The organism is Janibacter cremeus (genome assembly GCF_029395675.1).
In the GTDB taxonomy this organism is placed as follows: Bacteria; Actinomycetota; Actinomycetes; order Actinomycetales; family Dermatophilaceae; genus Janibacter; species Janibacter cremeus_A.
Map to the genome: position 1 here is coordinate 2,839,946 of NZ_CP115184.1, position 12,928 is coordinate 2,852,873.

The 12,928-nt window shown below is 72.4% G+C and carries 11 protein-coding genes; 7 read left to right on the forward strand and 4 right to left on the reverse strand.

Annotated elements, in window-relative coordinates:
* Nucleotides 1-43: 43 nt before the first annotated feature.
* Nucleotides 44-2,248: a HelD family protein gene (locus O9K63_RS13560; protein ID WP_431190394.1), complete on the reverse strand. Its 2,205-nt coding sequence runs from the start codon at nt 2,246-2,248 to the stop codon at nt 44-46.
* Nucleotides 2,249-2,604: 356 nt separating this feature from the next.
* On the opposite strand from O9K63_RS13560, the gene purD reads away from it, so the two are divergent.
* Nucleotides 2,605-3,900 (forward strand): phosphoribosylamine--glycine ligase, encoded by a 1,296-nt coding sequence (gene purD, locus O9K63_RS13565; protein ID WP_277238662.1) that lies wholly within the window; start codon nt 2,605-2,607, stop codon nt 3,898-3,900.
* 140 nt (nt 3,901-4,040) lie between these two features.
* Here the strand turns inward: purD and O9K63_RS13570 are convergent, their stop codons facing one another.
* Nucleotides 4,041-4,391, reverse strand: a complete 351-nt coding sequence (locus O9K63_RS13570) for a WhiB family transcriptional regulator (RefSeq protein ID WP_277238664.1) — start codon at nt 4,389-4,391, stop codon at nt 4,041-4,043.
* Between the two features lie 55 nt (nt 4,392-4,446).
* On the opposite strand from O9K63_RS13570, the gene soxR reads away from it, so the two are divergent.
* On the forward strand, nt 4,447-4,902 hold the full coding sequence (gene soxR / locus O9K63_RS13575) for a redox-sensitive transcriptional activator SoxR (RefSeq protein ID WP_277238665.1): 456 nt from the start codon (nt 4,447-4,449) through the stop codon (nt 4,900-4,902).
* A 13-nt stretch (nt 4,903-4,915) separates the two neighbouring features.
* On the opposite strand, the gene O9K63_RS13580 is transcribed toward soxR, so the two are convergent.
* Nucleotides 4,916-5,872, reverse strand: coding sequence for an SDR family NAD(P)-dependent oxidoreductase (locus O9K63_RS13580; RefSeq protein WP_277238667.1), 957 nt, complete (start codon nt 5,870-5,872; stop codon nt 4,916-4,918).
* A gap of 69 nt (nt 5,873-5,941) precedes the next feature.
* On the opposite strand from O9K63_RS13580, the gene O9K63_RS13585 reads away from it, so the two are divergent.
* Both O9K63_RS13585 and O9K63_RS13590 read left to right on the forward strand, forming a co-directional pair.
* On the forward strand, nt 5,942-6,355 hold the full coding sequence (locus O9K63_RS13585) for a hypothetical protein (protein WP_277238669.1): 414 nt from the start codon (nt 5,942-5,944) through the stop codon (nt 6,353-6,355).
* Between the two features lie 4 nt (nt 6,356-6,359).
* Nucleotides 6,360-7,316 (forward strand): phosphoribosylaminoimidazolesuccinocarboxamide synthase, encoded by a 957-nt coding sequence (locus O9K63_RS13590; protein ID WP_277238671.1) that lies wholly within the window; start codon nt 6,360-6,362, stop codon nt 7,314-7,316.
* Between the two features lie 3 nt (nt 7,317-7,319).
* Here O9K63_RS13590 and O9K63_RS13595 read toward each other — a convergent pair whose 3' ends face one another.
* Entirely contained in the window at nt 7,320-7,886 is a 567-nt protein-coding gene (locus O9K63_RS13595) for an ArsR/SmtB family transcription factor (protein WP_277238673.1), read from the reverse strand.
* Between the two features lie 49 nt (nt 7,887-7,935).
* Here O9K63_RS13595 and O9K63_RS13600 point away from each other — a divergent pair, with 49 nt between their 5' ends.
* From O9K63_RS13600 to O9K63_RS13610, 3 genes are all read left to right on the forward strand, one after another.
* Nucleotides 7,936-9,330 (forward strand): MFS transporter, encoded by a 1,395-nt coding sequence (locus O9K63_RS13600; RefSeq protein ID WP_277238675.1) that lies wholly within the window; start codon nt 7,936-7,938, stop codon nt 9,328-9,330.
* Nucleotides 9,320-11,284 (forward strand): acyl-CoA dehydrogenase family protein, encoded by a 1,965-nt coding sequence (locus O9K63_RS13605; protein ID WP_431190328.1) that lies wholly within the window; start codon nt 9,320-9,322, stop codon nt 11,282-11,284. The genes O9K63_RS13600 and O9K63_RS13605 overlap by 11 nt, the downstream gene beginning before the upstream one ends.
* Nucleotides 11,285-11,355: 71 nt before the next feature.
* Nucleotides 11,356-12,909 (forward strand): fatty acyl-CoA synthetase, encoded by a 1,554-nt coding sequence (locus O9K63_RS13610; RefSeq protein ID WP_277238677.1) that lies wholly within the window; start codon nt 11,356-11,358, stop codon nt 12,907-12,909.
* Nucleotides 12,910-12,928: the final 19 nt, after the last annotated feature.

The window sequence follows — 12,928 nt, forward strand, 5'->3', positions numbered from 1 at the left end:
CTACGGGACAAAGGTTGTTATTTCAACTTTATCCCGCCTGGTGTCACTCCGTCGGGCGTAGGACCGTCATCCGGTGGGCGGCGCGGGTGAGCACGACGTAGAGGATGCGCGCCCCTCCGGGGGACTCGTCGACGATGGCGTCCGGGTCGACGACGAGCGTCGCGTCCCACTCCAGACCCTTCGTCGACAGCGGGTCGATGACCGTGACCCGGCCCTCGTACCCATCGGCGAGGGCCTCGACGGCCGCCGTGTGCCGCTGCGGGGTGATGACCGCGATCGAGCCCTCGACCTCCTGCGCCAGGTCGGCCAGTGCCTCCTCGGCGACCGTGCCGACGTCCGGGCGCGAGGTGTCCAGCGCGTCCCCGAAGGTCACCTCGACCGGGTCGACTCCGGTCTCGCGCACGGCGTCCGGGATGTCGGCATCGGGGACGGCGGGCAGGATCACCCGGCGCGCGTAGTCGAAGATCTCCTGCGCGTTGCGGTAGTTCGTCGTCATGTGGAAGGACTGCCGCGGCTGGGTCCCGTAGGCCTCCACCCGTGCGCGGTCGGCCTCGGCGGGGTCCGGCCACGAGGCCTGGGCGACGTCGCCGACGACGGTCCACGAGGCCCGACGGCCACGACGCCCGATCATCCGCCACTGCATCGGGGAGAGGTCCTGGGCCTCGTCGACGAGCACGTGCGCGTACTCGTCGGCCGGGCCGATGGTGTCGTACAGGAGTCGGTCGCGGGCGCTGGTCGGGCTGAGGTGGTGCTCCACGAGCGGGGCCTTGATCGCCGACCCCATGGCGCGCAGCTCCTCGACCCCGTCCAGCTCCTCGATCTCGAAGAAGGAGCGCTCCTCCGGCGCCTCGTGCTCGACCAGGCCCAGGCGCACGGACAGCTCGTCGATGAGGGCGACGTCGGCGACCGTCCAGGTCCCGAGCTCGAGCGTCTCGCGGGTGGCGTGCGCGAGTGCGGCGGCATCGCCCTGGCTGAGCACCGACCGGCAGACGTCGTAGGCCAGCTCGGTGTCCTCGAGCCACAGCAGGGCCTCGCGGGGGTCGACCTGCGGCCACCACTCGCCGAGGAAGGTGTCGACGGCCATCGAGCTGTCGAAGGCGTCGAGGAACTCCTCGCGCTCGCCCTCGCCCTCGCGCACCTGGCGCCATGCGGCCTCGGCGAGCAGGTCGCGCACCGCATTGGTCGCCTGGTTGCGGGTGCGGTCGCGCAGGGCCCGGCGGCGGATGTCGGCGAGCGCCTCCTCGTCGAGGTGGACCGCCTGGCCGTCGACGATGACGCGCAGGCTCGTCGGGGCGCCGGGCACGGCCATGGTCGCCAGCCGCTTCAGGACGGTGCGCATCTGCAGGGAGCCCTTGAGCGCGGCGACCTCGGGCGGGTCGTGCCGCACCGCGGTGATGACGTCGACGACGTCGCCGAGCGAGCGCAGCGTCACCGAGTCCTCGCCCAGCGAGGGCAGGACCCGCTCGATGTAGGCGGTGTAGGCCGAGGAGGGTCCGATGACGAGGATGCCCCCGGACTCGTACCGCCGGCGGTTCGCGTAGAGCAGGAAGGCGGCGCGGTGCAGGGCGACGACGGTCTTGCCCGTGCCGGGGCCGCCGGTGATCTCGGTGATGCCGCGGTCGGTCGCGCGGATGGCCTCGTCCTGGTGGGCCTGGATGGTCGCGACGATGTCGCGCATCTGCTGGCCGCGGCTGCGGGTCAGGGCCGCCAGCAGGGCGCCGTCGCCGACGACCACCATGTCGTCGGGGGCCTCGGGGACCATGAGATCGTCCTCGACGCCGATGACCTCCTCGCCGCGGCTGCGCAGCACCCGGCGGCGGATGACGCCCAGGTTGTTGCCGGGGGTCGCGCGGTAGAACGGCGAGGCGGCCGGTGCGCGCCAGTCGATGACGAGCGGCTCGTAGTCGTCGTCGCGGACGCCGAGGCGCCCGATGTAGCGGATCTCGCGCTCGTCCTCGCCGTCCTCCTCGAGGTCGAGGCGGCCGAAGACGAGGCCCTCGTGCTGGTGCTCGAGGTGCGCCCGGCGGCGAGCGGCGTTGTAGACCAACGCGTCCCGCTCGAAGAGCCCGGACATCTCCTCGTCGCGCACGTCCCCGGTGCGGGACGTGCGGCCGCGCGACATGCCGTCGACGGCGACGAGCTCGGCTCGCTGGCCGGCCTTGGCCAGCTCGGTGTTCACGCGGTCCAGGTGCTTCTGCTCGATGGCGATCTCGGCGGCGATGGCGTCGACATGGGTGTCGGTCACGATGGAGTCCTGCTCCCCTCCAGCTTGGACAGAAGGAGAGAGTCTAGTTGCAGGGTCGGCATGTCGAGGACGCGGTCTCCCGGCTCGATGTCGGCCGCTCCGGCGGGGCCGACACGCGCGGGCACGACGACCGACCCGGTCACTTGATTTCACCTTCATCCAGGTGCCAGTATCGGGGCAGACCGGCCACGGCCGGTGGTCGCGTGGTCGGTGTCCCCCCTGATGTCTGGACCCGCGGCCCCGGGGCGCAGCTCACGGCAGACCCCCCTGCTTGCCGAGAGCTGCGCCCCGCCTCCGTCTCCGGGTCCCCGGACGCGGGACCCGCGACCACCTGCTCGCCGGTCTCGTAGGCTCACCCCGTGAAGGTTCTCGTCATCGGCTCCGGCGCCCGCGAGCACGCCCTGGTGCGTGCCCTCACCCACGACCCCACGGTGGATGCCGTCATCGCCGCCCCCGGCAACCCCGGCACCGACGCGCTCGCGCTCAACGCGCCGGTCGACGCGGCCGATCCCGATGCCGTCCTCGAGCTCGCCCGGCGCCACGCCGTCGACCTCGTCGTCATCGGTCCGGAGGCCCCGCTCGTCGCCGGTGTCGCCGACACGTTGCGTCAGGCCGGGTTCCGGTGCTTCGGTCCGAGCGCTGCCGCCGCCCGCCTCGAGGGCAGCAAGGCCTACGCCAAGGAGGTCATGGCGGCCGCCGGCGTGCCGACCGGACTGGCGCGGGTGTGCACGACCGAGGACGAGCTGGCCGAGGCGCTGGATGCCTTCGGTGCGCCCCATGTCGTCAAGGACGACGGCCTCGCCGCCGGCAAGGGGGTCGTCGTCACCGAGGAGCGCGAGGTCGCCATGGCGCACGGCCGCGCCTGCCTGGCGAAGGGGGCCGACGCCCGGGTGGTCATCGAGGAGTTCCTCGACGGGCCGGAGGCGAGCCTCTTCTGCATCTGTGACGGCACGCGGGTCGTCGCCCTGGACCTCGCGCAGGACTTCAAGCGCATCTTCGACGGCGACGAGGGGCCGAACACCGGCGGCATGGGGGCCTACAGCCCGCTCGACTGGGCCCCCGAGGGGCTCGCCGAGGACGTCGTCGCCCGGGTGGCCCAGCCGGTCGTCGACGAGATGGCCAGGCGGGGGACCCCCTTCATCGGGGTGCTCTACGTCGGTCTGGCCCTGACCTCCGCCGGGCCGCGGGTCATCGAGTTCAACGTCCGCTTCGGCGACCCGGAGACGCAGTCGGTCCTCGCCCGCCTCGACTCGCCGCTGGGTGTGCTCCTCGCCGCCGCCGCCGACGGCAGGCTGGACGACCTCGAGCCGCTGCGCTGGAGCGCCGAGTCCGCCGTGACCGTCGTCCTGTCCGCCGAGGGCTACCCGTCCTCGCCGGTGACGGGGGTCGGGATCGACGGACTCGAGGACCTCGCCGCGAGCGATTTGGCCGAGCACGTCCACGTCCTGCACGCCGGTACGCGCATCGACGCCGACGGTGACCTGCCGCAGCTCGTCTCCTCCGGTGGCCGAGTGCTCTCCGTCGTCGCGCTCGGCGACGATCTCGCGCAGGCGCGCACGCGTGCCTACGAGGCCGTCGAGCGGATCGACTTCCCCGGCAGCCACCACCGCACCGACATCGCGCTGCGGGCCTCGCGCGACGAGATCCGCGCCTGACTGCCCCCGGACCTCGTCTGCCTGGGCTTGTGTGGGTTACGGTCCTGGACTTCGCATCTGCCTGGGCTCCTGCGATCTGCGGTCCTGGATGGCGCAACTGCCTAGGCTTTTGCGATCTCTGCGGCAGTGGGCGAAGGGGGTCAGGCCGCGACGTCCTTGCGCGGCCGCCCCGCGGTCCGCTTGCGGGGGATGACCCGCCCGCGGTCGAGGAGCTCCCCGCCCCAGACGCCCCACGGCTCGCCGCGCTCGAGCGCGCCCTGCAGGCACATCTCCCGCAGCGGGCAGGGGCCGCAGAGCGACTTCGCGTGCTCGAGCACCTCCGGGCTCTCCGCGAACCAGGTCTCGGGATCGCCCGTGCGGCAGGGGATCCCGTCACCCGCCGCCCGCTCCTCGGGCGCGGTCGCCCCCTTCGCCGGGGCGGGGATGTGCGGGCGCCCCGGAGCGCGCGCTGGTCGGTCGAATCGGGGGTGCGGGAGGCCGGGTGAGGTCATGCCGCCACCCTCTGACCTCAAGTGCACTTGAGGTCAACCGGTAGGGTCAACTGCCATGGACCAGCGCGATCCGCTCACGATCGGGGAGACCGCGCGCCGGGCGGGCGTCACGGTCCCGACCCTGCGCTTCTACGAGTCCAAGGGACTGGTGCACCCCACCCGCACCGCCGGCAACCAGCGCCGCTACCCGCGGCACACCCTGCGGCGGTTGGCCTTCGTCCGGGCCGCCCAGCGCTTCGGCCTGTCGCTCGAGGAGATCAGGTCCGCCCTCGACACACTGCCGCGCGACCGGCCCCCGACCGCCCGGGACTGGAAGCGCCTCTCCCGCACGTGGCACGACGCGCTCCAAGAGCGCATCGACGCCCTCGTGCGCCTGCGGGACACCACCACCGGCTGCATCGGGTGCGGCTGCCTGTCGACGACGAGCTGCCCGATCTACAACGCCGACGACCACCACGGTGACGAAGGGCCCGGCGCACGACTGTGGCCCTCCGCCCTGCGGCGGAACTGACACGCGGCCGCGATCACCGTCGGCGGGCCCGGTGCCACCGCCGCCGCAGCGTCCGCCGGCCGCCGGTCACGAGTGCCTGCCCGAGGGGACGCAACCAGCGCCGGTCCAGCCGGCCGTGGACCGCCTCGCCCTCCGGGACGGCCTCCAGCACGTTGCCCGGTGTGTCCTCGCTCCCTTCCCGTTCCAGACCGGCGTGCACGAAGGGGGTCACCACCCGATCGAACACGCCCGGCACGGCGTGGAAGGCGGCCACGGACACGCCGTTGGTCCACCCGGCCCGCGAGGCACGCCGCGGACGGTCCAGGGTCCGCAGCACGGTGCGTGCCACCTTCTCGGGCGAGTCGACCGGCAGCAGCGGCCTGCCCCGCCGCCCGAGGTACCCGCCCGCCTGGGCGTAGATCGGGGTGTTCACCACGCCGGGCCACACGAGGCTGATGTGGGTCCCCGGAGTCGAGCGCGCCTCGATCTGCAGGGCCCGCACCAACCCGTGCACCCCGTGCTTCGCGGCCACGTAGGGGCTCATGTACGGCGCCGAGATCCTCCCGAGCAGGGAGCCCAGGACCACCAGGTCGCCCCCGTCGTGGGTCCTGAACTCCGTCATCGCGCGGCGGGCGACGGTGGCCGTGCCGGTCAGCACCGTCGCCACCGTGCCGTCGAAGACCTCGGCGGGGATGTCCTCGAAACGGCCGAAGGCGAGCGCTCCCGCCGCGTGGACGACGCCGGTCACCGGCCCGAATGTCCGGCGTGCGGTGGTGAACGCGGCGTCGACGGCCGCGCCGTCCGTGACATCGGCGACGACGACCAGCGCGCGCCCGCCCGCCGCCTCGCACTCCGCGCGGACCTGCTCCAGCACGCCCTCGGATCGCGAGACGAGCACGACCGGGCAGCCCCGACGGGCCAGCAGGAGTGCTGTGGCGCGCCCGATCCCGCTGGAGGCGCCGGTGACCAGGACGGTTCCCGCGAATGTCATCGTGTCTCCCTCCGCATGTCGCAGGGATAGTGCCCGCGTGCGACGGTCCCAAACGGGTAGGTGACCCCCATGGATGATGCGCACCGCAGACCGACGGGGACGGACGACCTGACCGTCGAGGCCCTCGGCAAGCTGTCGGAGGCCCTCGAGGTCGTCGAGGAGGCGCGCGGGTACCTCTACGCCTTCCACCGGCGCTGCGGGACCGCGGACCTGACGCTCGGGGAGGCCGTGCGCCTGCTGCGGGAGGCCGGGCACACCGCGATGGCCGACGACCTGCAGGCGAATCTGGTCGGACGCAACGTGCTCCCGGACCGCTGGAGCTACCAGGTCGTCGAGGAGTACGACGACGGGTACTACGCGCCCTTCCGCGCGGCGGAGGTGGCCGCCCGGTACGAGCTCGTGGAGGGGAGGCGGCACATCTTCGAGGCGGAGATGAAGGAGGAGGAGCGCCGGGACGGGCCCGGGGACGGCCTGCGAAGATGAGCCCATGACGAGTGACGCCCCCCTCGAGCTGCCCGGCTACGCCCACCTCTACTCGGGCAAGGTCCGCGACCTGTACGCGCCGCTCGACGACAGCGGGGCGTCCCGCGCGGACCAGCTGCTCCTCGTGGCCAGCGACCGGATGTCGGCCTACGACTTCGTCCTCGACACCCCGATCCCGGACAAGGGCGCGGTGCTGACGCAGATGTCGCTGTGGTGGTTCGAGCAGGTCGCCGACCTCGTGCCGCACCACGTCGTCTCCACGGACGTGCCCGCCGCCGTGGCCGGCCGGGCGGTCCTGGTCGAGCGCCTCGACATGCTCCCCGTGGAGTGCGTCGCCCGCGCCTACCTCACGGGTGGTGGCCTGGGTGAGTACCGCTCGACCGGCGCGGTCAGCGGGATCGAGCTCCCCGAGGGGCTCGTCGACGGCTCCCGACTGCCGGAGCCGATCTTCACCCCGTCCACCAAGGCGCCCGCCGGCGCGCACGACGAGCCGATCCCCTTCGCCGGAGTCGTCGCCGAGGTCGGCCAAGCGCTCGCCGAGCGCGCCCGCGACCTCACCGTGCGCATCCTCCAACGCGGCAACGAGATCGCCACCGATCGCGGGATCATCCTCGCCGACACCAAGGTCGAGTTCGGCCTGCGCGGCCTCGATCTCGGCGAAGGGGAGGACCCGCGGGCCGCGATCCGCTCCCGGGGGGCGGACGCCGAGATCGTCCTCGCGGACGAGCTCCTCACCCCCGACTCCTCGCGCTTCTGGCCGGCGGACCAGTGGGAGCCGGGCCGGCAGCAGCCCAGCTACGACAAGCAGTTCGTCCGCGACTGGCTGACCTCGCCGGCCTCCGGCTGGGACAGGTCCTCCGGCGAGGCGCCGCCCGCGCTGCCGGACGAGGTCGTCGAGCAGACCCGGGCGAAGTACGTCGAGGCCTACGAGCGGCTGACGGGGCAGACCTTCCGCGGCTGAGGGTTACTCCATCTCCTCCATCGGGAGCATGAGGACGTAGGAGTCCCAGGCACGGGCTCCCTCGGGGTGGTCCGAGCGGGTCCGGCCGCGGTACTCCTCGGTGATCTCCGCGATGCGGTCGCCGAGCTCCTGGACCTCCTCCCACGTGAGCCACAGTCGGCCGTGGCTCATCCGACCCACGTCGTCGCGGCCTGCCGTCATGGCCCGCTCCGCACGATGGACGCCGGCCCGGATGTCGGTGAACCACCCGGAGAGGTTCGCGTCCCAGGCGTCCACGCCCGAGTCCCGGTAGGCCTCGGGGCGGATGGAGAAGCTGTCCGCCGCGGCCCGCCACGGACGCTGCCGCGCGTCGGAGGTCGACTCGTCACGCACGACGACGCCCGCCTTCTCCAGCGCCCGCAGGTGGTAGCTCGTGGCAGACGGGGTGAGGCCCACGAGCTGCGCCGCCTCGGTCGCGGTGAGGACCTCTCCTGCGTAGAGCTCGGTGATGAGGCGCTGCCGTGCCGGGTGGGCGAGGACGCGCAGGGCCGTGGGATCCGTGATCTGCAGCTCGGTGCGCTCTGGGGCCATGGGCCGATGCTATTGCCACGCGAACTCGTGAAGCACTACCTTCACAAATATGAAACACATGCTTCACGACTGTGGTCGGCTCCTGGGCGATCGACGCACCCGGTGGGTGCTCGGCGGCCTCGCCGTCTCCGTCGTGGGGGACGGGGCAGCCCGGGTGGCGATCCTGCTGCGGGTGCACGCCGAGGGCGACGGGCCGTCCGCGCTGGCGGTCGTGCTCGTGCTCTTCGCCCTCCCGATGATCCTGCTCGCGGGCGTGGCCGGAGCGCTCGCCGACCGACCCGACCCGCGCCCGCTCGTGCTGGGTGCAGCCGCGCTGCAGCTCGTCGCCGCAGTGGTGCTGGCGCTCACCGGCGGGCTGGCCTGGACGGGGGGCGCTGCCTTCGTGCTGCAGACGGGCTTCGCCCTCGCCAACTCGGCGTGGATGGTCGCCCTGCCCCGGCTCGTCACGGAGGAGGACGTCGGCACGCTCGTGTCCCTGCACCACGGTCTGATGGCGCTGGCCGCCCCGACCGGTGCGGCCCTCGGCGGGCTGCTCGTCCAGCAGATCGGCACCGCGGCCCCCTTCGTCCTCGACGCGGCCAGCTTCGTCGTCCTGATGGGCACCGGCCTCGCGCTGCTGCCGGTGCGGGAGCCGACCACCCCGAGCGCTCCGGCGGGGATCCTCCGCACGGTGCTCCCGCTCGACGGCCTCGCCGCGCTGCGACGGCACTCGCTGCTGACCCTGCTGGCGGCCGCGGTGCTGCCCTTCATCATCGCCATCGAGTCGATCAACGCGATCGAGGTGTACCTCGTCAAGGACGTGCTCGGGGGCAGCTCCGCATTCTTCGGCTTCTCCGAGGGGATGGCCGGTGCGGGGGTCGCGATCGGGGCCCTGCTGGCGTCGACGGCCAGGACGACGACCGCCCGGGCGCGCACGGTCCTGTGGGCGCTGCCGGCCATGTCGCTCCTCGTGGTCGCCGAGGGGCTCGCCCCCGGGACGTCGGTCTACCTGGTCCTGGTGGTCGCGGTCGGCCTTCTGCTCGGTGGCCTCAACGCGGTCGTCATGACGCTCGTGGTGAGCGAGACCGAGGCGGGCACTCGGGGGCGGGTCGTCGCCTTCGTCGGAGGCGCCGCCCGCTCCTGCGGGATGATCGCGCTGGCCGTCGGTGGCCTCCTCGGCACCCTGCTCGATCCGCGCGCGTCCTTCGTCGCCGTGGGCGTGGTCGGTCTGGCCATCGGCCTCGTGGCCCTGTGGGCCGCGCGCGGACGGGTCCCCGGAGCTTGTCCGGAGTCGGCCACACAGTGGCCGGCACGGCGGCGGACGGCAGCAGCCGAGTCACCGGGGTGCCCGTGCGCTCCCGGTGTGCGCACGGTCGCGCTGGGCCTGCCGAAGCGGTTCAGCGGGTGGCGGCAGATGAGGATCTCCCGGAGACTGGGAGGAGGAGGCGAGTCCATTGACCAGTGACGTCCAGGACACACAGCCCACCAGCGCCGGGTCCGGCCAGCGCGCCGACGTGAGCGCCGACCACGCGCGACAGGTCGCCGAGGCCGCCCGTGAGGAGTCGTGGGAGCGGCCGAGCTTCGCCAAGGAGCTCTATCTGGGTCGCTTCGACGTGGACCTCATCCACCCACACCCCCGGGCCGACGCCGAGGACGAGGCGCGCGGGGAGGAGTTCCTCGCTCGATTGCGCGAGGTGTGTGAGGGGATCGATGGTCAGCGCATCGAGCATGAGGCCCGGATCCCCGACGAGACCATCGCGGCGCTGAAGGGCATCGGCGCCTTCGGGATGAAGATCCCCCGTGAGTACGGGGGGCTGGGCCTGACGATGTCCTACTACGGCAGGGCGCTGATGCTCGTCGGCTCCGTCAATGCCAGTCTCGGCGCAATGCTCTCGGCGCACCAGTCCATCGGCGTGCCCGAGCCGGTCAAGCTCATCGGGTCGGACGAGCAGAAGGAGCGCTTCCTGCCGCGGTGCGCGGCCGGCGCGATATCCGCGTTCCTCCTGACCGAGCCCGACGTCGGGTCCGACCCGGCCCGGGTGGCGACCGCCGCGACCCCCACGGACGATGGCTCGGCCTACCTGATCGACGGCGTGAAGCTGTGGACCACGAACGGCGTGGTCGCCGACCTGCTCGTCGTCATGGCTCGGGTCCCTGAGCACGACGGAGGCAAGGGCGGCGTGACTGCCTTCGTCGTCGAGGGGCGGGCCGAGGGGATCACCGTCGAGCGACGCAACGCCTTCATGGGTCTGCGCGGGATCGAGAACGGCCTCACCCGCTTCCACCGGGTGCGCGTGCCGGTCGAGAACCGGCTCGGAGCGGAGGGCGATGGGCTCAGGATCGCCCTGAAGACGCTCAACGCCGGTCGTCTGTCGATACCGGCGATGTGCGCGGCCGCCGGCAAGTGGTCGCTGAAGATCGCCCGTGAGTGGTCGAGCGAGAGGGTGCAGTGGGGTCGCCCGGTCGGTGAGCACGAGGCCGTGGCGGAGAAGATCTCCTTCATCGCGGCGACGACCTTTGCGCTGGAGTCGGTGCTCGAGCTCTCGACCCAGCTGCACGATGCGGGCAGCAAGGACATCCGCATCGAGGCGGCCCTGGCGAAGCTGTGGTCGAGCGAGATGGCGTGCCGCATCGCTGACGAGCTCGTGCAGATCCGGGGTGGTCGTGGCTACGAGACCGCGGCATCGTTGGCGGCGCGTGGCGAGCGAGCGGTGCCCGTCGAGCAGGTGCTGCGGGACCTGCGGATCAACCGGATCTTCGAGGGCTCCACCGAGATCATGCATCTGCTCATCGCCAGGGAGGCCGTCGACGCGCACCTGAAGGCGGCAGGCGACCTCGCCTCACCGGACGCAGGCCTGGGCGACAAGGCACGAGCGGCGGTGGGCGCGAGCGGCTTCTACGCCCGGTGGCTCCCGCACCTGGTGGCCGGCCAGGGCGACGTACCGTCCTCGTACGCCGATTTCGGGCCGCTCGCCCGGCACCTGCGCTTCGTGGAGCGCTCCAGCCGCAAGCTCGCGCGGCACACCTTCTACGGGATGTCCCGGTGGCAGGCGACGATGGAGCTGCGTCAGTGCTACCTCGGACGCGTCGTCGACATCGGCGCGGAGCTGTTCGCGATGGCCGCCGTGTGCAGCCGCGCAGAGATGCTGCGGGAGGACGACGCGGAGCTGGGGCGCTCGGCCCAGCAGCTGGCGGATGCGTTCTGCGCCCAGTCGCGGTTGCGGGTCAAGGAGCTCTTCGGTGCCCTGTGGAGCAACACCGACGACGGTGACCGGCGGTTGGCCAGGGAAGTGCTGGCGGGCGGCTGCACGTGGCTCGAGGAGGGCGTCCTCGACGCGAGCGAGGGGACCGGACCCTGGATCGCGAGCTGGTCCGCCGGACCGAGCGAGCACGAGTCGGTGTGGCGATCCCTCGAGTGACTCCGGCCCGGGCCCCTCGCGAGCGCGACCATGCTCTTCCGTCGCGGACCAGCCCCGGGCAGACTGCGGCCATGTCGACGACGATGCAGATGGCCACCGCCCGTGCCAACGGACTGGGGGAGGTGCTGCGCCGCAGTGCCGCTCGCTTCCGGGACAAGACCGCGATCATCGACGGGGACACCCGGCTGAGCTTCCGCGAGTTCGACGCCCTGTGCACGCGCGTGGCCGCCGGTCTCGCCGGCCTCGGCATCAACCCGGGCGACCGGGTCGCCCTGCTCAGCCGCAACTCCGCCGACTTCGCGGCGATCGCCTGGGGCGCCGCGCGTCTGGGTGTCGTCCTCGTCCCGATCAACTTCATGCTCACCGCGGACGAGGTCGGCTACATCGTCGGCGACAGCGAGCCGGTCGCCTTCATCGCCCAGCCGGAGTTCGTGGAGACCGCCACCGAGGCGATCGCCGCGAGCGGTCAGGCGGTGCCCACACTCGTCGTCACCGGTGCGGCGAAGGGGGAGTGGGCCCCCTTCGCCGACCTCGCCGCGACCGACGCGACCGGCTGGACCCCTCCGGTGGTCGCCGACGACGACCCGATCCGGCTGATGTACACCTCCGGCACCGAGTCCCGGCCGAAGGGGGCGCTGCTCACCTCCCGCGCGCTGCAGGCCGAGTACCTCAGCGCGATCATCGACGGGGGGATGACCGGCGACGACATCGACCTGCACACCCTGCCGCTGTACCACTGCGCGCAGCTGGACTGCTTCCTCGGGCCCGACCTCATGCTCGGTGCGACGAGCATCATCCTGCCCGCGCCGGAGCCGGCGACCGTGCTGCGCACCATCGCCGAGCACGGGGTGACGAAGTACTTCGCGCCGCCGACGGTGTGGATCGGCCTGCTGCGGCACGCGGACTTCGACACCACCGACCTGTCCTCGCTGCGCAAGGGCTACTACGGCGCCTCCCCGATGCCGGTGGAGGTCCTCAAGGAGATCCAGCAGCGGCTGCCCGATGTGGACCTGTGGAACTTCTACGGCCAGACCGAGCTCGCGCCGGTCGCGACGATCCTGCCGCCGCACGAGCAGCTCTCGCACGCCGGCTCGGCGGGCTTCCCCGTGCTCAACGTCGAGACCAGGCTCGTCGACGACGACGGTGTCGAGGTGCCCGTCGGCGAGATCGGCGAGGTCGTCCACCGCAGCCCGCAGATCGCGGCCGGCTACTGGCGCAACGGGGAGAAGACCGCCGAGGCTTTCCAAGGTGGCTGGTTCCACTCCGGCGACCTGGCGATCGCCGACGAGGACGGCCGGATCACGATCGTCGACCGCAAGAAGGACATGATCAAGACCGGTGGCGAGAACGTCGCCTCCCGCGAGGTCGAGGAGGCGATCTACGCCCACCCGGACGTGGCGGAGGTCGCGGTCTTCGCCCTGCCGGATCCCAAGTGGGTCGAGGCGGTCACCGCGACCGTCGTCGCCAAGGAGGGCTCGGCCCTCACCGTCGCCGCGATCGAGGAGCACTGCGCCGGTGTGCTGGCCCCCTTCAAGCGGCCCAAGCGGATCGAGGTCCTGCCCGAGCTGCCGAAGAACCCGAGCGGCAAGATCCTCAAGCGCGAGCTGCGGGAGCGCTTCAGCTGATGCACTTTGGCAGCCAAAG